The sequence below is a fragment of the Rhodococcus kronopolitis genome (assembly GCF_042654025.1).
GTDB lineage: Bacteria > Actinomycetota > Actinomycetes > Mycobacteriales > Mycobacteriaceae > Rhodococcus_G > Rhodococcus_G kronopolitis.
In genome coordinates, this window is sequence record NZ_JBHSFO010000001.1 from 1 (window position 1) to 17,635 (window position 17,635).

General features: G+C 70.6%; 16 protein-coding genes and 1 pseudogene. 5 read left to right on the plus strand and 12 right to left on the minus strand.

Features of this window, described 5'->3' with window-relative positions; translation table 11 throughout:
• Positions 1-234 precede the first annotated feature (234 nt).
• Positions 235-582: a UBP-type zinc finger domain-containing protein gene (locus tag ACFO6S_RS00005; protein ID WP_378412945.1), complete on the plus strand. Its 348-nt coding sequence runs from the start codon at positions 235-237 to the stop codon at positions 580-582.
• 163 nt (positions 583-745) lie between these two features.
• A complete protein-coding gene (locus ACFO6S_RS00010; protein ID WP_378412947.1) occupies positions 746-1,897 on the plus strand; it encodes a lipase family protein in 1,152 nt (383 codons plus the stop codon).
• A gap of 11 nt (positions 1,898-1,908) precedes the next feature.
• Here ACFO6S_RS00010 and ACFO6S_RS00015 read toward each other — a convergent pair whose 3' ends face one another.
• Positions 1,909-2,097 (minus strand): hypothetical protein, encoded by a 189-nt coding sequence (locus ACFO6S_RS00015; RefSeq protein ID WP_378412949.1) that lies wholly within the window; start codon positions 2,095-2,097, stop codon positions 1,909-1,911.
• Between the two features lie 465 nt (positions 2,098-2,562).
• Between ACFO6S_RS00015 and ACFO6S_RS00020 the strand changes: the two are divergent.
• Positions 2,563-2,867, plus strand: a pseudogene (locus ACFO6S_RS00020) (hypothetical protein).
• Between the two features lie 12 nt (positions 2,868-2,879).
• Here ACFO6S_RS00020 and ACFO6S_RS00025 read toward each other — a convergent pair.
• Entirely contained in the window at positions 2,880-6,062 is a 3,183-nt protein-coding gene (locus ACFO6S_RS00025) for an arabinosyltransferase domain-containing protein (protein WP_378414008.1), read from the minus strand.
• A 244-nt stretch (positions 6,063-6,306) separates the two neighbouring features.
• On the opposite strand from ACFO6S_RS00025, the gene ACFO6S_RS00030 reads away from it, so the two are divergent.
• Entirely contained in the window at positions 6,307-7,041 is a 735-nt protein-coding gene (locus ACFO6S_RS00030; protein ID WP_378412951.1) for a FadR/GntR family transcriptional regulator, read from the plus strand.
• Positions 7,038-7,754, plus strand: coding sequence for a sterol desaturase family protein (locus tag ACFO6S_RS00035; protein ID WP_378412953.1), 717 nt, complete (start codon positions 7,038-7,040; stop codon positions 7,752-7,754). Before ACFO6S_RS00030 ends, ACFO6S_RS00035 begins: the two co-directional genes overlap by 4 nt.
• A 12-nt stretch (positions 7,755-7,766) precedes the next feature.
• Here the strand turns inward: ACFO6S_RS00035 and ACFO6S_RS00040 are convergent, their stop codons facing one another.
• The 10 genes from ACFO6S_RS00040 to ACFO6S_RS00085 form a co-directional block, all read right to left on the minus strand.
• Entirely contained in the window at positions 7,767-8,720 is a 954-nt protein-coding gene (locus ACFO6S_RS00040; protein WP_378412955.1) for an alpha/beta hydrolase, read from the minus strand.
• Between the two features lie 88 nt (positions 8,721-8,808).
• On the minus strand, positions 8,809-9,564 hold the full coding sequence (locus tag ACFO6S_RS00045; RefSeq protein WP_378412957.1) for a succinate dehydrogenase/fumarate reductase iron-sulfur subunit: 756 nt from the start codon (positions 9,562-9,564) through the stop codon (positions 8,809-8,811).
• Complete coding sequence (locus ACFO6S_RS00050; RefSeq protein WP_378412959.1) at positions 9,561-11,492, minus strand: fumarate reductase/succinate dehydrogenase flavoprotein subunit; 1,932 nt, start codon at positions 11,490-11,492, stop codon at positions 9,561-9,563. Before ACFO6S_RS00050 ends, ACFO6S_RS00045 begins: the two co-directional genes overlap by 4 nt.
• A 60-nt stretch (positions 11,493-11,552) precedes the next feature.
• A complete protein-coding gene (locus ACFO6S_RS00055) occupies positions 11,553-12,371 on the minus strand; it encodes a hypothetical protein (protein WP_378412961.1) in 819 nt (272 codons plus the stop codon).
• Entirely contained in the window at positions 12,368-12,655 is a 288-nt protein-coding gene (locus ACFO6S_RS00060) for a hypothetical protein (RefSeq protein WP_378412963.1), read from the minus strand. Before ACFO6S_RS00060 ends, ACFO6S_RS00055 begins: the two co-directional genes overlap by 4 nt.
• 76 nt (positions 12,656-12,731) lie before the next feature.
• Complete coding sequence (bioD, locus tag ACFO6S_RS00065; RefSeq protein WP_378412965.1) at positions 12,732-13,418, minus strand: dethiobiotin synthase; 687 nt, start codon at positions 13,416-13,418, stop codon at positions 12,732-12,734.
• Positions 13,415-14,557, minus strand: coding sequence for an 8-amino-7-oxononanoate synthase (locus tag ACFO6S_RS00070; RefSeq protein ID WP_378412967.1), 1,143 nt, complete (start codon positions 14,555-14,557; stop codon positions 13,415-13,417). The genes bioD and ACFO6S_RS00070 overlap by 4 nt, the downstream gene beginning before the upstream one ends.
• 34 nt (positions 14,558-14,591) lie before the next feature.
• Positions 14,592-15,464: a phosphatase PAP2 family protein gene (locus tag ACFO6S_RS00075; RefSeq protein ID WP_378412969.1), complete on the minus strand. Its 873-nt coding sequence runs from the start codon at positions 15,462-15,464 to the stop codon at positions 14,592-14,594.
• Between the two features lie 56 nt (positions 15,465-15,520).
• Entirely contained in the window at positions 15,521-16,861 is a 1,341-nt protein-coding gene (locus ACFO6S_RS00080) for a HAMP domain-containing sensor histidine kinase (RefSeq protein ID WP_378412971.1), read from the minus strand.
• Positions 16,858-17,529 carry a response regulator transcription factor gene (locus ACFO6S_RS00085; RefSeq protein WP_378412973.1) on the minus strand — a complete coding sequence of 224 codons (672 nt, stop codon included), beginning with the start codon at positions 17,527-17,529 and terminating at the stop codon, positions 16,858-16,860. The genes ACFO6S_RS00080 and ACFO6S_RS00085 overlap by 4 nt, the downstream gene beginning before the upstream one ends.
• Between the last annotated feature and the right edge of the window lie 106 nt (positions 17,530-17,635).

Consider the following 17,635-nt stretch of genomic DNA (forward strand, 5'->3'; position numbering starts at 1 on the left):
CGGCCCACAACCGGCGCGAGATCCACGGAACCTGACCAGGCGAATACCTGCACCACCCACAACCGGACCGGTTGCGGCCGAGACACACTCGGCCGCAACCGGTCCGCGCCGCATCCAGGGTCGCGGTGACCAGATCGACGCCCAGTCCCCAGGTGCGGGCCCACGCCCTGCCCCCAATGCACCCGATTTCCGCCAGCTGTTGTGCCCGATGCCAACAGGGCGTTTCATGACATGGTGAGCGAATCCACCGGGATCGACCCCACCGCCACGCCAAGCGGCACCGGCTGCGCCGAGTGCCTCGACAACGACGGCTGGTGGTTCCACCTCCGCCGCTGCGCCCAGTGCGGCCACATCGGCTGCTGCGACAGCTCCCCCGGCCAGCACGCCACCGGGCATGCCGAGGCCACCGGACATCCGTTGATCACCAGCTTCGAACCCGACGAGGACTGGTACTACGACTTCCGGGACCAGCAGATGTACGAGGGCCCGGCACTGGCACCGCCACATCACCACCCGCTGGACCAGCCCACACCCGGACCCGCCGGGCGAGTGCCTCCCGACTGGACGCAGCGACTGCACTGACCGACGGATCCGTCACCGGCCCGTACCCCTCGGCCGTCGACACCGACCGACCGCGGGCAGTCTCGAACCGGCAACGATCGACACGGCGACGCTGTTTCGTCCCCCCACTCGGCGCCCGATTCATCCACACTGAGTGGACGACATCAGCCGAGGGGGCAGCAAGATGACGTCAGCTCAGGTTCGCCGCGCCACCATCGCGATCGCCATCACGCTCACCGCAGGCCTGCTCGTCACACCCGCTCAGGCGCAACCCGCCTCGCCACCGAGTCCCGTTGCCGCCCAGCACCGACCCGGCAGCGTGGTCACCACCACCGCACTGTCCGGCAGTGCGGTGCCGGCCGGCGTCGCGCACGCGTCGATCCTCGAGTACTGGACCACCGGTCCGCAGAACGCGCCGGCGCTGAGCACCGGCGCGGTGTTCGTACCCCCGGGCACCCCGCCGCCCGGCGGGTGGCCGGTGATCTCGTGGGCGCACGGGACCCTCGGGATCGCCGACGCCTGCGCCCCGACCGTCTCCGGGAAGATCGTCGGCCCGTACCTGCAGCGCTGGCTGGCGCAGGGATACGCCCTGGTGGCAACGGACTACGTGGGACTTGGCACCCCCGGCGTGCATCCCTACCTGGATGGTCCGTCCGAGGCGCACAGCGTGATCGACATGGTGCGGGCCTCCCGCGCCGTGACGCCGTCGCTGTCGGACCGATGGGTGGCACTGGGCCAGTCGCAGGGCGGGCAGGCCGCCATGGTCACGGCGTCCATCGCCACCGCCTACGCCCCGGAACTGGACTACCGCGGCGTCGTCGCGACCGGCGTCCCGGCGAACCTGGACCGCGTCGCCCCATTGGCCGGACCGGGATTCCCGGAACTCCCGCTCGAGGGCACGACGGTGTTCATCGCGTACGCCCTCGCCGGTCTGCGTGCGGCGCAACCGAATCTGGGACTCGACAGCTACCTGAGTCCGGTCGGCCTGCGGGTCCTCGATCAGGTGGAGTCGCTGTGCTACGCGGACGCCGCTCCCGTGCTGGCGGGCATCTCGATCGGCGACCTGATGTCCCGTCAGTTGAACGATCCCGTGGTGCTCGACGCGGTGCGGCAGTCGCTGCACGTGCCCTCGTCCGGCTACGACCGGCCGGTGTTCCTGGGGCAGGGACTGACCGACGTGATGGTGCCGGCGCCGTTCGCGCTGACCCTCGCCGCCGAGATGGCGGTCAACCGTCAGGACATGGTGTTCCGCACGTACCCGTTGGGCCACATCGACACCATGCTGGCGGCGCAACCTGAGGCCATGGACTTCGTGCGCGGACTGTTCGCCGGCTGACCGAGACTCAGCTACCCAATCACGATGACCTTGAGCTTGCGCCAGAACCCGTGCGTCGACGCGACCTTCGCACTCCAGCGGAGGTGGTAGTCGTAACTCGCGTCCGTCGCCCCCGCATAGCCGCGGGCGGCGATGCCCTTGCCGACCGCGGTCTCGGGTGGGTCGCCCCCCAGCAGCGACGCTCCGGCACCGCCGTACATCGCCAGTTCCTCGTGCGTGAGCTTCCGCCGTGGTGCGACTGGGGCTTTCTCCGGCCTGTGTCGACGCATCGCTACCAACCTCCACTTTTCGTCGAGTCTGTCACGCGGTGACCGCTCGCGGCCGAACCAGTGGGGTCGGCGACCCGGCCGGTCAGCGCCGCCGCACGTACTCGACGACGGCGACACCGGAGTCGAAGGTGCGGGTGTCCACCACGCCGAACAGGAAGCTGCTGGCAGACGCAGGTCTGCAAGTCCTGGCCGACGAGAGTTCGAGGCGGTGCCCAGGGGGACGTCGGCGGCGCGATCGACTGCGCGGTGCGTGAGCCCGCGCGCGCCGACTTCCGCAGCCGCGGCGCCCTGGTCGCCGGACTGGTCGAGCGCATCGGCGAGCGACTGACACCGAGCGAGGACGTGCTCGCCTCGCTGGCCGGCCGGGAGCCCAACCGTGAGTTGTTCGCCGACTACGTGCGCTACATCGTCCGGCGACTGACCGAGAATCGTGAGGTCACGTTGGCGCTCTTCGAGCTCCGACTCGAGAGCACGCGCCGCCCCGAGATCGCCGAGATGATCTCGGACTGGGGCGATCGGTCTTCGAGGCGGACGTAGCCTTCAACTCCGCGGCAGGCCTGCCCGGCGGCGGCCGCGAGATCACGCTGCTGCACTACGCCGTCGACGGGCTCGTCTTCGACCGGCTCACCACGCCACTGATGCCCGACCGGTCGACCGACGAGATCATCGACGACCTGGTCGCGGGCCTCCTCCCGCGGTGAGCAGCGCTCGACTCACCACGCGATGTTGATCGGCCCCGGGGTCCACGTGCCCGAGCGCGGCACCGTCGCGGAGTCGAGTTGCGCTGGTACGGCATTCGCGTCGCGGCGGGTGTACTGCTCCAGGCTGCCCCAGTCCTGGTCCCAGTCGTCCTCGAGGTAGGTCGGCAGGGTGCGGCCGGTGGCCGTCAGGTCGATCCACCCCAGGGGCCCGCCGCCGAAGTGGTCCTGCCACAGGCTCGTCATCACCGCCGCCGGACGATCCGGGAGGATGCGGTACTCCGGGATCTCCGCCACGCCGAGGCGATGGTTGAACGGCTGCTGGCACGGGAACTGCAGCGCCACCGACCAGTCGATCATCGTCGGCGTCTCGGTCCCGAGCAGGGCGTCGAGGGTCTGGGTCTGCGGGACCCGGGGCGGTGTGACGGCGAGCCACTGGTCCGGCCGGGTGTCACCGTCGGCGACCACGATCCGGACGGCGTTGGCCTCGGCCGGGAGCTGGTCGAGCGGCACCCGGAGGTTGCGCCACGACGGGGCCGGGCCAATGTCGATGGGCAGCGCGCTGCCCAGCTGCTGGACGGTCCCGTCCGCACCGCCGACACCGTAGTCGAGACCGACACGGGCACCCGGGGTCTCGATCCCGTCCGAGTTCACCGAGTACACCCGGCCCGCAACGGACATCGAGACGAGGTCGCCGCCGTCCGGCAGGGCGTACCAGTCCGAGGTCAGTGACGCCGGCCCCTTCGCCCCGTAGCTGCCGAGGACCGGCGTCCGGGCCGGGTCCAGACCGAAGGGCAGCGCGACGGAACTGCCGTTGATGCCGGAGGCACCCTGGCCGCCGGCGGTGCCGGCCGCGTTGCTGGACTTGGCGTCCTCGTTGTCCAGGGAGGTGGCCATGCCCTCGGAGGCCGCCTTCTCGTCGGACGTGAGGTCGCTCGCCACCCCGTTCGGGGTGAAGCCGACGTTCTGCACCCCGAGCGCGGTCCCGGCCGCGGCGGTGAGCGGTTGCAGCACAGACGCATTGGTGTCCGTCTCGACCAGCACGTCCTGCGCCAGGCCGCAGGAGTTCCCGGCGAGGGCACCGAAGTTCGACTTCGCCAGCGAGAACGACGGGTACTGGGCGATCGCGCCCTTGGTCATCGAGAGCACGAAGAGTGCAACCATGAGCCCGGCCGCGACGGCCAGCGGGGGGATCGACCACACGCGGCCGGGAGCCGCCGACCGGTCCTCGTGCGGTTCCCGGACGAAGCACCAGGCCGCCACGAGCAGCATCACCACCGTGCCTGCGAGCAGGACGGTGCCCGCGCCGACCCCGGCGATCATCACCGGCTTGTCCCAGAACGGGACTCCCCAGGCCGAGATGTACCACCAGCTGTTGCTGCTAGTGAAGGCGAGCGCGAGGACGAACAGCACCGCGGCCGCGAACAGTGCCCGGTTGCGCTTCGACCTCAGCACCAGCGGGCCCACCGCGACCGCGGTCAGCACCGCGAGCGAACCGGCCAGGCTGGCGAACACACCGAAGTGGTGGGTCCACTTGGTGGGCGTGAACATCATCAGCACCATCGCGGCGGCGGTGATGCCGATGATCCGGCGGGACGGGCCGGACGCGGTCCCGGGGATCCGGCCGCCGCGGCGCAGCATCACCAGCAGGCTCGTGACGATCGAGAGCACCATCACGAACACCCCGAACCGCCGCGCCAGCGACCCGTCGGCGTTGATGCTCAGCAGCCACTCGTAGCGCTTGTACTCCTCGAACCATGCGGTGGACGGCGGGATCACGTGGACCCGCTGCATCTCGAGGACCGCGGCGAGGGTCTGGTCCGAGAACGCGGCGACGAGGATGACCAGGCCCGCGGCGACGATCGGGCCGAGCAGCGCGAGGTAGCCGACGGTCTTGGCGCGGGCCCAGACGATCTGCCACACCGGCCGGGCGCCCGCGATCAGGGCGCCGAAACAGATGATGCCGGAGGGCCCGACGGTCACGGTGATCGCCGCGACGAGCACGGCGACGGCGGCCGGGAGCAGACGCCGGGTCGCGATGGCGCGCTCGACGGAGCACCACGTGAGCAGCACACCCGCTGCGACGATGGGCTCGGGGCGCAGGCCGTTGTTGTACGGCAACCAGAACGCGAGGAACACCAGCGCGCCGGTCCACAGCGCGACGCGGTTCCTGCCCACCGCGACGCCGAGTCGCGGCGCCACCTCGCGGCTGATCACCAGCCAGCAGACGATGCCGGCGATCAGCGCGGGGAGCCGGACCCACGGGCTGGCGGTGGTCACCGTCGTCATCAGCGCGAGCAGGTCGTAGTACGGGGTGCCGAACGGCGCCTCGGGGACGCCGAACCAGCGGAAGTAGTTGGCCATGTAGCCCGACTCGAGCGACGTCCTGGCCATGGTGAACTGGTAGCCGTCGTCCGAGGTGGTGGCGCCGATGAAGTGCCACAACACCAGGGTGCCGACCACCACCGCGTCGAGCCGGGTGAACTTCCACCAGCGCGCAGGCAGGAAGCGTCGGGACCGGCGGCCGTCGAGCCCGTCGATGCGGTGCAGCGCGACCAGTGCGACGGCGGTCGCCAGCACCGCGACGAGCATCGCGACGATTTTCGGCAAGGACGGCGTGGACGTGAACCGGGTGTCGAGGTCGGCATTCACCGCGAGACCGCCCGGAGGGTCACCCTGCAGGTCGCTGAACACGCCCACCAGCTGCGGGCGGAAGTCGCCGTCGAGCGTGGTGGGATCGCCGCCCGTCAGGGTGGTGACGGTCCGTTCCGGGGTCGACGTCACGGTGACCGAACGACCGGCCAGGTCGTCGACGGGAATCGAGAGCAGGGTCTGGTCCCGTTGGACGACGTCGAGCCGAGCGGGGCCGCCGTCCGCGCCGGGCGTCACCCGGGCGACGAGGCCGTAGCGCGCCGCGTCCGGCGCGCCCACCGGAGCGGTCGAGACCAGCACGCCGCCGGACGGGGCCAGCTGGGCCGCCGCGGCGGCGGGAATCGACACGTCGAACTCGACCGGGGCGTAGGAGACGAGCGGCGCCTCGATGCTGGTGAGCGAATCCGCCTGCGGCCAGGACAGACTCGCGGTCTCCTGCTGCACGGGCAGGAACGGGATCGACAGCGCGGCGAGGATGCCGACGACGGATGCGACGATCGCCACGAGCCGAATTCGAGCGGCCTCGGAACGAGGCACCGATACCACTTCGGATTGATCTGACTGGGGTCGCTCGTCCACGGCACTGTCGGTCACGACGCTCGATGCTAGACGGCTCGGCACCGGGCGGTTCGCACTCCCCACTGGTCGTTGTGGCCGATTTGCCGTTTTCCCCCGGCCACCGGCAGTTTTCCCGGAGCTCACCGAGCGGCGGGCCGAGACGAGCATCACCGACGGTGCCACTGGTCTTACCACTTGACCTCTTGCCAATTTCGGGCCTAGCCTTGGCTTCATGTTCGAGCCCATCGCACGACAGTCGGCGTCCGGCGCGGTGTACGACCAGATCACCACCCGGGTCCTCGGCGGCGACCTCGGACCGGGCGACGCGCTGCCGAGTGAGCGCAACCTCGCCGAGGCGTTCGGCGTCTCGCGTCCCGCCGTCCGCGAGGCCATCGGCAAGCTCGCACAGGCCGGGCTGGTGGAGGTCCGGCAGGGCGACGCCACCTCGGTCCGGGACTTCCGTCGACACGCCGGCCCCGAACTGCTCGGCGCCCTCCTGGTCCAGGGCGGCCGCCCCGACTGGTCGGTCGCGCGCAGCGTGCTCGAGGCCCGACGACTGATCGGCGTGCAGGTCGCCCGACTGGCCGCCAGCCGGGCCGACGACCTCGTCGCCGCGGACCTCCGCGCCGCCGTGGCCACCCTCGCCGCGGATCCGGATCCGATTGCTCAGCAGCAACACGCCCTCGCATTCTGGGAGCACGTGGTCGACGGCACCGACTCGATCGCCTTCCGGCTGATCTTCAACAGCCTGCGCAACGCCTACGAGCCGACCATGACGGCAATGGCCACGGTGATGGTCGCCGAGGTGGGCCGCACCGATCTCTACCGGGACCTCACCGCCGCGATCGAGGCCAACGACGAGGACGGCGCGGAGCGCGTCGCCACCACCCTGCTGGACCTCGGGACCACGGCGCTGACCGCGGTCATCGACGAACTGCAGTCACACGATTCGGAGCTGGAGCGATGACCACCGAGCCTTCGACGACCCGACCCGCCAAGAACCAGCCCTCCGCAGCCAAGCGCCAGCTCCGCCGCTCGCTCAGCCTGCGCGAGGCTGCCGCGGAGTTCTGGCGTCACCCGTCACCGTGGATGATCGGCGGCATGCTGGTCGCGGTCGCCGCGGCGCGGTTCGCCGTCGGCGACTGGCAGCCCACCGACGCGCTGGTTCCACTGGCGCTGCTTGCAGCATTCCCCTTGGTGGAGTGGGTAATCCACGTCTTCGTGCTGCACTGGCGGCCTCGGCGACTCCTCGGCCTCACCGTCGACTCGCTGCTGGCCCGCAAGCATCGCGAGCACCACTCCGCCCCACGGGAGGTGCCGCTGATCTTCATCCCGTGGCAGTCGCTCGTACTGGTGATCGCGGCCCTGCTGATGGTCGGCCTGCTCGCGTTCCCCCGACTCGGACTGGGACTGACCTTCCTGCTCTCCGTCGCCGCCATGGGCCTGGTCTACGAGTGGACGCACTACCTGATCCACACCGACTACAAGCCCCGGCATCGGCTATACCGCGCGGTGTGGCGCAACCACCGGCACCACCACTTCAAGAACGAGCACTACTGGTTCACCGTCACCACCGCCGGCACCGCGGACCGGCTGCTTGGTACCTACCCGGACCCCGAGTCCGTCGAGACCTCGCCCACCGCACGGAATCTGCACGCGGCGGCTCCGACGGGGCGCTGACGCCACCGGCGTTCACCCGGCGTGCAGCGCCCGGCGCAGAGCGGTCGTCGCGAGCAACATCGCGGTGCGGGCGGCGTGCGTGTCGGCCAACGCGTTGAGCATGACGAAGTCGTGGATCATCCCCTGGAACCGCACCGCGGTCACCGGCACCCCCGCCGCGCGCAGCTTGTTGGCGTACGCCTCGCCCTCGTCCCGCAGGACATCGGCCTCTCCGTTGATCACCAGGGCCGGCGCCAGCCCGGTCAGCATTTCGGTCGTCGCCCGCAGCGGCGACGCCAGGATCTCGGCACGCTGGTCGGGGTCGGTGGTGTACTGGTCCCAGAACCACTTCATCGCGTCCGCCGTGAGGAAGTAGCCGCTCGCGAACTGCCGGTACGACGGCGTGTCCTGCCCAGCGTCGGTCACCGGGTAGAACAGCACCTGCTGGCAGAACTCCGGGCCGCCCCGCTGCTTGGCCATCAGGGTCAACGCGATGGTCATGTTGCCGCCGACGCTGTCTCCGGCCACCGCGAATCGCGTCGCATCGAGGTCGGCGGCCGCGCCGTGCTCGGCGACCCAGCGGGCCGAGGCGTAGAGCTCCTCGATCGCGGTCGGGTACTTCGCCTCCGGCGACAGGCTGAAGCTCGGGAACACCAACGCGGCGTTCGCGCCCACCGCGAGCTCGCTGACCAGCCGGTGGTAGATGTGCGTGTTGCCGAACACCCAGCCGGCACCGTGGTTGTACTGGATGACCGGCAGCGGACCCGTGCTGCCCCGCGGCCGAATGATGCGGACCGGAATCGGCCCCGCCGGGCCGTCGACGACCCGGTCCTCCACGTCGACGGGCGGGACGTCGACCTCGCCGGCCTGGACCTCGTCGAACTTCGCGCGACCCTCATCGACGGGCAGCTGGTAGAGGAACGGCGGCCTGGCCGTCGCCTCGGCGAACTCGCGCGCGGCGGGTTCGAGGACCGGTTCGATGGACATCGATGGTTCCTTCCGTGGTCGAACGTGCCATGCGGTCGAACAGGCCATGCCGTCGAACCTCCCGGAGACGGCAGCGGACGGCAGGCGGTCAGCGCCCCGGGCGGCGGAAGAGCTTGTTGCCCAGCCAGACGATCGGGTCGTACCGCCTGTCCACCACCCGTTCCTTGAGCGGGACCAACGCGTTGTCGGTGATGTGGATGTTCTCCGGGCACACGTCCGTGCAGCACTTGGTGATGTTGCACAGGCCCAGTCCGTGCTGCTCCTGCGCGGCGTCCCGGCGGTCGGCGACGTCGAGGGGGTGCATCTCGAGTTCCGCGATCCGCATCAGGAACCGCGGCCCGGAGAAGGCCTGCTTGTTCTCCTCGTGGTCGCGCACCACGTGACAGGTGTTCTGGCACAGGAAGCACTCGATGCACTTGCGGAACTCCTGCGAACGCTCGACGTCCACCTGCGCCATCCGGTACTCCCCCGGTGCCAGGCCGGGCGGCGGGGTGAAGGACTGGACCTCGCGGGCCTTGACGTAGTTGAAGGACACGTCGGTGACCAGGTCCCGGATCACCGGGAACGCCCGCATCGGGGTGACGGTGACCGTCTCGGCCTCGTCGAAGGTGGACATCCGGGTCATGCACATCAACCTCGGCCGCCCGTTCACCTCGGCCGAGCACGACCCGCACTTGCCGGCCTTGCAGTTCCACCGCACCGCGAGATCGCTGGCCTGCGTCGCCTGCAGTCGGTGGATGATGTCGAGGACCACCTCGCCCTCGTTCACCTCCACCGCGTAGTCCTGCAGGTCGCCGCCGTCGGCGTCGCCGCGCCACACCCGGAAGTGCGCCTGGTAGCTCATGCCGAGTCTCCCTTCCCTGGGTGTTCGGCCAGCTCGGCGTCCGTGTAGTACTTGACGAGCTCGCCGAAGTCGAAGAGCGCCAGCAGGTCCGGCCGCATCGGCGGCTGTGGTTCCGGGACCACGCTGACGTCCGGCACCGTGACCTGGGTTCCGCCGCCACCGATCACGCTGCAGACCAGCAGGGTGTTGCGCCACTGCGCCTCCATGTCCGGGTGGTCGTCCCGGGTGTGGCCGCCGCGGCTCTCGGTCCGCAGCAACGCAGCCTTCGCCACGCACTCGCTGACCAGCACCATGTTCCGCAGGTCCACCGCCAGGTGCCAGCCCGGGTTGAACTGCCGGTGACCCTCCACGGTCACGGTCTCGATCCGCTGCCGGATCGACTCGAGCCGCTCGAGCGCGGACCGGATCTCGGTGTCCGTGCGGATGATGCCGACGAGGTCGTTCATGGTTTGCTGCAGCTCGGTGTGCAGCGTGTACGGGTTCTCCACCGGCACCCCGGCAGGCGGCGGGTCGAACGGCGCCAACGCCATGGTCGCGGCCGCGTCCACATCCGCCGCGTTGACCTGCGGACGGCGCCCCAACGCCTCGACATACCCGGCCGCACCGAGGCCCGCACGGCGGCCGAACACCAGCAGGTCCGAGAGCGAGTTGCCGCCGAGCCGGTTGGAACCGTGCATGCCGCCGGAGCACTCCCCGGCCGCGAAGAGCCCCGGGACGCTGGAGGCCCCGGTGTCCGGGTCCACCTCGACGCCGCCCATCACGTAGTGACAGGTCGGCCCCACCTCCATCTGCTCCCTGGTGATGTCGACGTCGGCAAGTTCCTTGAACTGGTGGTGCATCGACGGCAGGCGCCGCACGATCTCCTCGGCCGGCAGCCTGGACGCGATGTCGAGGTACACGCCGCCGTGTTCGGTGCCGCGACCGCCCTTGACCTCCGAGTTGATCGCCCGCGCCACCTCGTCACGCGGCAGCAGGTCCGGTGTGCGTCGGGCACTTTCGTTGTCCCGCAACCACTTGTCGGCCTCCTCCTCGGTCTCGGCGTACTGGCCCTTGAACACCGCGGGGATGTAGTCGAACATGAACCGGTCGCCGTCGGAGTTCTTGAGCACGCCGCCGTCGCCGCGCACCCCCTCGGTGACGAGGATGCCCTTGACGCTCGGTGGCCACACCATCCCGGTGGGGTGGAACTGCACGAACTCCATGTTGATCAGGTTCGCGCCCGCCCGCAGCGCCAGGGCGTGCCCGTCGCCGGTGTACTCCCACGAGTTGGACGTCACCTTCCACGACTTGCCGATGCCGCCGGTCGCCAGCACCACCGCGGGCGTCTCGAACAGCACGAACCTGCCGGATTCGCGCCAGTAACCGAACGCGCCGGCCATGGCCCCGTCCGCACGCAGCAGTTCGGTGATCGTGCACTCGGCGAACACCTTGATCCGGGCCTCGTAGTCACCGGTCGCCGCGAAGTCCTCCTGCTGCAACGAGACGATCTTCTGCTGCATGGTGCGGATCAGTTCGAGGCCGGTACGGTCGCCGACGTGCGCCAGCCGCGGGTAGGTGTGGCCGCCGAAGTTGCGCTGGCTGATCCGGCCGTCGGGCGTGCGGTCGAACAGGGCGCCGTAGGTCTCGAGTTCCCACACCCGGTCCGGCGCCTCGCGGGCGTGCAGCTCCGCCATCCGCCAGTTGCCCAGGAACTTCCCGCCGCGCATGGTGTCCTGGAAGTGCACCTGCCAGGAGTCCTTGGAGTTGGCGTTGCCCATCGCCGCCGCGCAGCCGCCCTCGGCCATCACGGTGTGCGCCTTGCCGAACAGCGACTTGCACACCACCGCGACCGAGAGGCCACGCTCGCGGGCCTCGATCACCGCGCGCAGGCCGGCGCCGCCCGCCCCGATCACCACGACGTCGTAGCTGTGCCGTTCGACCTCGGCCACCGGTGCTCCCCTCCGTAGACGCTGTGTCTTCGTCGTAAACGCAGTGCTTCCGGCGCCGTCCTAGTTGATCAGGCGCAGGTCCGAGATGGTGCCGCTGGCGACCAGCATGATGTAGAAGTCGGTGATCATCAGGGTGCCGAGGGTGGTCCAGGCGAGCTGCATGTGCCGGGTGTTGAGCAGGCTGATCTTGGTCCAGATCCAGTACCGCACCGGGTGCGCCGAGAAGTGCTTGAGCCGCCCGCCGGTGACGTGCCGGCAGGAGTGGCAGGAGAGCGTGTACGCCCACAGCAGCAGCACGTTGACCGTGATGATCAGGCTGCCCAGACCCACACCGAATCCGCCGGAACCGCCGTGGAAGGCCTTGACCGCGTCGTAGCTGTTGATCAGCGACACGATCAGCGCGACGTAGAAGAAGTAGCGGTGTGCGTTCTGCACGATCAGCGGCAGCCGGGTCTCGCCGGTGTAGCGGCCGTGCGGCTCGGCGACCGCGCAGGCAGGCGGCGCCATCCAGATCGAGCGGTAGTAGGCCTTGCGGTAGTAGTAGCAGGTGAGCCGGAAGCCGAGCAGGAACGGCAGCACCAGGAAGCCGAGCGGGATCCACATCGGCAGCTCGCCGACCCAGGTGCCGAAGTGGCTGGCGCCGGGCACGCAGGAGTCACTGATGCACGGCGAGTAGAACGGCGTCAGGTAGTGGTACTCGTCCACCCAGTACGCGGTCCGCACGAACGAACGAACCGTCGCGTAGACGACGAAGACCGCCAGACCCAGTGCGGTGAGCAGCGGCGACTGCCACCAGCGGTCGGTGCGCAGCGTGCGCGCGGCGATGCTCGCCCGGCCCGGCGAGTGAACGCCGACCGGCTCTCGCGCCGGCGCGCTCACCGGTGCTGGTGGGGATGACCGCCGACGCCCTCGTCGTCGGCGCCCAGCCAGAGCGTCTGGTCGTAGGGGCCCTCCGGCACCGCCACCCGATCGGCCTCGCCGACGGGCCGCGAGACCCGCGGCGGCGACTCGTCGAGTTCGTTGGCGTCGATGCCCAGGCGTTCGACGTCGTTGGCGAGCCTGCGGACCGCCACCGCGTCGCCGTACACCGTCCGCAACGACCCGACGCACTGGCGCAGGTGACCGATCGTGCGGTTGAGCTCCATCATTTCGGTGGTAGACATTCGAACCTCCGACACAGTGATGTGACTGCTATCACAGTACGTCATCCGCGCGCCACCGGAGTGCGGTTGACCGAGGTCAGGTCACCGCACCGAATACCGCGCCGTCGAACCAGCCGGGCGCCGCCGCGACGAAGTCCGCGCCGGTCAGCGCGCCGGACCCCGCCGGCACCCGGCCCAGCAGCGGCACCCCGGTGACCTCGGCCAACTCGTCGAGATTGCAACGGGCGGCCAGGTCCGGCTCGGCGGGCCACGACCCGATGACCAGACCCCGGCAGCGGATGTCGGCGGCGCGAAGCGCCTGCACGGTCAGCGCGCTGTGGTTGAGCGTGCCCAGCCCGGCGGCGGCCACCACCAGCACCGCCGCGTCGAGTTCCCTCGCCACGTCGACGAGCGTGAACCCCTGCGCGCCGAGGCGAACCAACAGCCCGCCCGCGCCCTCGACCAGCGTGAGGTCGTGGCCGGCGTCGAGGACCCGGACGGCGTCGACGACCGCGCCGAGTTCGAGCATCGGCAGATCCGCCCGCCGAGCGGCGGTGTCCGGGGCCAGCGGCTCCGGGTAGCGGGCCAGCTCGACGACGTCGTCGACACCCGAGAGTCGTTGCACCTCGGCAAGGTCGCCGGGCTCACCGGGCGCCACCCCGGTCTGCGCGGGCTTGCACACCGCGACCGTCCGGCCCAGCGAGCCCGCCAGCGCGGAGAGTGCGGCGGTGACCACGGTCTTGCCCACGTCGGTCGAGGTCCCGGTCACCACGAGGACGCTCATGCCGGCGCCCCGGCGAGCACGTCGGTCAACACCTGGTCGATGAGCGCCATCTCCCGATCGGTGAGATTCGCCCGCGCGGTCAGCCGCAGCCGCGACGTGCCCGCCGGGACGGACGGCGGCCGGAAGCACCCGACGTGCAGCCCACGCTCACGGCAGGCGCGGGCGGCGTCCAGGGCGCGCTTCGGATCGCCGAGCACGACGGAGACCACCGCGGACTCGGGCTCCGGGACACCGGCGATCCGAGCCAGGTCCGCGGCCCGGGACAGGACGGCCGCCGCCCGGCCCGGTTCGCGTTGCAGCACCGCGAGCGCGGCCCGCGCGGCTCCCACCGCGGCGGGCGCGAGGCCGGTGTCGAAGATGAAGGGGCGGGCGGCGTCGATCAGGTGCGCGCGGATCCTTCCGTCGCCGAGCACCACGCCGCCCTGGCTGGCCAGCGACTTCGACAGTGTCGCGGTGATCACCAGGTCCGGCTCCCCCGCGAGTCCGACCTCGTGGACGAGCCCGCGCCCGCCGTCGCCCCGCACCCCGATGGCATGGGCCTCGTCGACCAGCAGTACCGCGCCGTGCTCGCGGCAGATCCGGTGCAGCTCGCGCACCGGCGCCAGGTCGCCGTCGGCGCTGTACACCGAGTCGGTGAGCACCAGGGCCCGCTCCTCGGTCCGGGTCGCGAGCGCGTCGCGCACCGCGTCCACGTCGCCGCGCGGGCTGACCTGTACCCGCGCGCGGGACAACCGGCAGGCGTCGACGAGCGAGGCGTGGCTGCCCGCGTCGGAGACGACCAGCGTGCCCTTGCCGGACAGCGCGGTCACGGCGCCGAGGTTCGCGGTGTAGCCGGACGAGAAGACGAGCCCGGACTCCGCCCCGACGAACTCGGCGAGTTCGAGCTCGAGCAGTTCGTGTTCGGTGGTGGTGCCGGTGACCAGTCGCGACCCGGTGGCGCCCGCGCCCCAGCGCCCCAGCGCCGCGGCCGCGCCTGCGAGCACTTCGCGGTGGCGGACCAGGCCGAGGTAGTCGTTGGACGCGAGGTCCACGGGCTCGAGGCCGGCCGAGCGCGGGCGCAACTCCCGGCGCAGACCGGCGTCGCGACGCTCGGCCGCGACGTCGTCGAGCCAACTCAGAGCGGTGCCGTCACTTCCCATGGAACGGCAGCCTACGCAGACACTTGAACACTGTTCAAGTGGGCGGGGGCGGTGACCCCGGTGCCACCGCCCGGGTCGCGCTCACGAACACCGCCATCGGCACCGACACTCCCACCGCAAGCACCACGGTGAGCACCCCGAGGGGACGTGGATCCAGGACCCCGGCCACCACGACCGTCGCGACCGGAGTACCGACCACCGCGACCAACCGCGCCGAGAGCTCCATTCGGCGCCCGTCCGCGGCGACCAGGGCGGCCCCGAGGCCCGCGACCGCGGTGGCGAGCAGCACGGATCCGGCGACGTCGCTGAGCCGGTGCCAGCCCGCACCCATGATGTCTCGGCTGACCAGGGTCACCCACACCGCACACGGGACGAGCCCGAGCAGGCGCATCCACCCCGGCGCGATCAGGACCAGCCCGAGCGCCACTCCCATCGCGCCGGCGACGTGGCCGCTCGGGAACGTGTTTGCCATCGGCCACGGCGCATCCGGATCGAGCTGTGGCCGGTCCAGCACACCGAGACGCAATGCCCGGGCCGCCACCACGCTCAGCACCGGAACCGCGAGTGCCACGGCGACCGCCAGCGGCCGTCGAACCGCGGACCCGAACACCAGGACTACGGCCGTGACGCAGATCCACAGGAGCGGATTCGTCATGACGTCGAGCCGCAGGACCCCGGGCACGGATCCGCCGTCCTGCGCCGACGTGGCGGCCGCGAATACGTCCTGGTCGAACCGTTGGCCTGCGGCGGTGCCGACCAGCAGGAGGTAGACGGCTGCCACGCCGACCGCCGAGGTCGCGCCGACGACGATCGCCGTCCAGCGAGATCTCTCGGGGGCCGTCGTCACGACGTCGGCGCGGTCGAACGCGTCGCGCCCAGATGTCGCTGTCCATGCCGGTGTTCCCATGGTTCGGAAGGTAGGCGGCGAGCATTAGGACAGGATCAGAGCGACCGCCCCGCTGCTCACCCGGAGTTCGGCAGCCGCACGGTGAACACCGCGCCGCCGCCGGGACGGTTGCCTGCGCCGATCGCGGCCCCGTGCGCCTGCGCGATCTGTTGCACCATGGCGAGGCCGAGACCGGAGCCGGAGGTGCCCCGGCTGCTGGAGGACCGGTAGAAGCGTTCGAATATCCGCGGCAGATCCTCGTCGTCGATCCCGGGTCCGCTGTCGGAGACCGTGAGAACGCCGTCCGCCAGGTTCACGTGCACTGCCCCACCCTCCGGGGAGAACTTGGCCGCGTTGTCGACCAGGTTCGACACCATCTTCGCTAGCCGCGCGTCGTTCCCTTCCACCGTGTGTGGGGCTGTCGTGCAGTGGAAGTCGACCTCCGGCCAGTGCGCCCGGGCCGCGTCCACCACTCGCTCGACGACGCCGTCGAGCGAGACGTCCTCCCGCTCGAGGTCCGGCTCGGTGCCCCGGGCGAGATCGACGATGTCGTCGATCAACGTGCGCATGTCCGCGGTGCTCCGAGTGAGCGCGGCCCGTACCCGCCGGCGCTGCTCCTCGGTCAGCATGTCGCTTCGGGCCAGGAGTTCCGCGTTCGCGATGATCCCGGTCAGCGGGGTGCGCAACTCGTGCGAGGCATCGGACACCAGCTGCTTCTGGGACCGCACCGAGTCGTCGAGCGCCCGCAGCATGGTGTTGATCGCCTCCCCGAGGCGGGCGAGCTCGTCGGATCCGTCGACCGTGATCTCCCGGCTCGGATCCCGTTCCTTCGCAACCAGTTCGGCCTCGCGGGAGAGCTTGGTGACCGGGCGCAACGTGTAGCGGGCGACCGCGTAGCCGAGGACGGCGCTGACGCCGATGCCGACGCCGCACAGCAGTACCAGCAACCGGGCGATCCGGTCGAGCGCCCGGTCCTGCTGATCAGCCCGGACGCCGACCAGCAGGGCACCACCGTCCGTCAGGGGTGTCACGTACATCCGCCCCGGCAGGCCCGCGAGGTCGAAGTTCGTCAGGAACGGGCCTGCCTCGCCATCGATGACGGCGTCGAGCCCACCGGGTTTCGGCAGAATCTCGGCGGGTACATCGGTGCCGGTCGGCTCGCCCCTGTCGTCGAGGATCTCGAAGCATGCCGGGGAGGAGAGGTAGGCGCATTCGGTGCCGTTGCCCAACTCCTGGCCGGCCGCAATCCGCAGTTGGAGCGCCGTCGCCTCCCGGATGAGACCGATGTCGAGGCTGCGGTACACCTCCCGCGAGGCGATCCAGTACGCCCCCGCCGCGCAGACCAGTACCACCGCCGCGACGGCGACCGAGGTGACGACGGCCATCCGGATCCGGAGGGCCGGGCGTGTGCGTCTCACGGCAGGTCCAGCCGGTAGCCGATCCCTCGAACGGTGTGGATGATGCGCGACTCGCCACCCGACTCCAGTTTGGTGCGGAGGTAGTTGACGTACACGGCGAGGGAGTTCGACTGCGGTCCGAAGTCGCGTCCCCAGACCCGGTCGGTGATCATCTCCCGGGTCAGCGTCTGGCCGGAGTTGGCGATCAGCAACTCCAACAGCGCGAACTCGGTCTGGGTGAAGTCCATGCTCCGCCCCTCCCGGACACCGCGCCGGGTCTCCGGGTCGAGCGACAGGTCCCCGAACGCCACCCCCGCCTCGGGCTCCGACGGCGCCGCCCGCCGCAGCAGGGCCCGCACCCGCGCCCCCAGTTCGTCGATGTCGAAGGGCTTCGGCAGGTAGTCGTCGGCCCCGGCATCGAGCCCGGCGATCCGGTCGCCGACCTCCGAACGGGCCGTCAGAACCAGAATGGGGATCCGATTGCCCTGCTCACGCAGGATTCGGCACACGGCGAGGCCGTCGATTCCCGGCATCATGACGTCGAGGACCATCGCATCGAACGAATGCTCCGAGACCGTGGTCAGCGCGGTCACGCCGTCGGACACCGCCCGCACCTCGTGACCGTCGGATTCGAGGGTGGTCACCACCGCGTCGCGGACCGACGGATCATCGTCGACGACAAGGATCATCCACCCATCGTGCCCGACCTGAGCCCGCTGCGGGTACGACCCACAGCGGGTCGAGGCCGGGCCGTCGCGGGCGTCGCGACGCAGGTCGGCTCCGGAATCCCCGCCT

What these genes read in the sequence shown, in the direction of transcription:
- ACFO6S_RS00040 (WP_378412955.1), bottom strand. Translation starts at nt 8,720, where the DNA reads ATGTCCATCGAACCGGTCCTCGAACCCGCCGCGCGCGAGTTCGCCGAG.
- ACFO6S_RS00085 (WP_378412973.1), bottom strand. Translation starts at nt 17,529, where the DNA reads ATGATCCTTGTCGTCGACGATGATCCGTCGGTCCGCGACGCGGTGGTG.
- ACFO6S_RS00015 (WP_378412949.1), bottom strand. Translation starts at nt 2,097, where the DNA reads ATGTACGGCGGTGCCGGAGCGTCGCTGCTGGGGGGCGACCCACCCGAG.
- ACFO6S_RS00075 (WP_378412969.1), bottom strand. Translation starts at nt 15,464, where the DNA reads ATGGGAACACCGGCATGGACAGCGACATCTGGGCGCGACGCGTTCGAC.
- ACFO6S_RS00035 (WP_378412953.1), top strand. Translation starts at nt 7,038, where the DNA reads ATGACCACCGAGCCTTCGACGACCCGACCCGCCAAGAACCAGCCCTCC.
- bioD (WP_378412965.1), bottom strand. Translation starts at nt 13,418, where the DNA reads ATGAGCGTCCTCGTGGTGACCGGGACCTCGACCGACGTGGGCAAGACC.
- ACFO6S_RS00060 (WP_378412963.1), bottom strand. Translation starts at nt 12,655, where the DNA reads ATGTCTACCACCGAAATGATGGAGCTCAACCGCACGATCGGTCACCTG.
- ACFO6S_RS00045 (WP_378412957.1), bottom strand. Translation starts at nt 9,564, where the DNA reads ATGAGCTACCAGGCGCACTTCCGGGTGTGGCGCGGCGACGCCGACGGC.
- ACFO6S_RS00010 (WP_378412947.1), top strand. Translation starts at nt 746, where the DNA reads ATGACGTCAGCTCAGGTTCGCCGCGCCACCATCGCGATCGCCATCACG.
- ACFO6S_RS00030 (WP_378412951.1), top strand. Translation starts at nt 6,307, where the DNA reads ATGTTCGAGCCCATCGCACGACAGTCGGCGTCCGGCGCGGTGTACGAC.
- ACFO6S_RS00070 (WP_378412967.1), bottom strand. Translation starts at nt 14,557, where the DNA reads ATGGGAAGTGACGGCACCGCTCTGAGTTGGCTCGACGACGTCGCGGCC.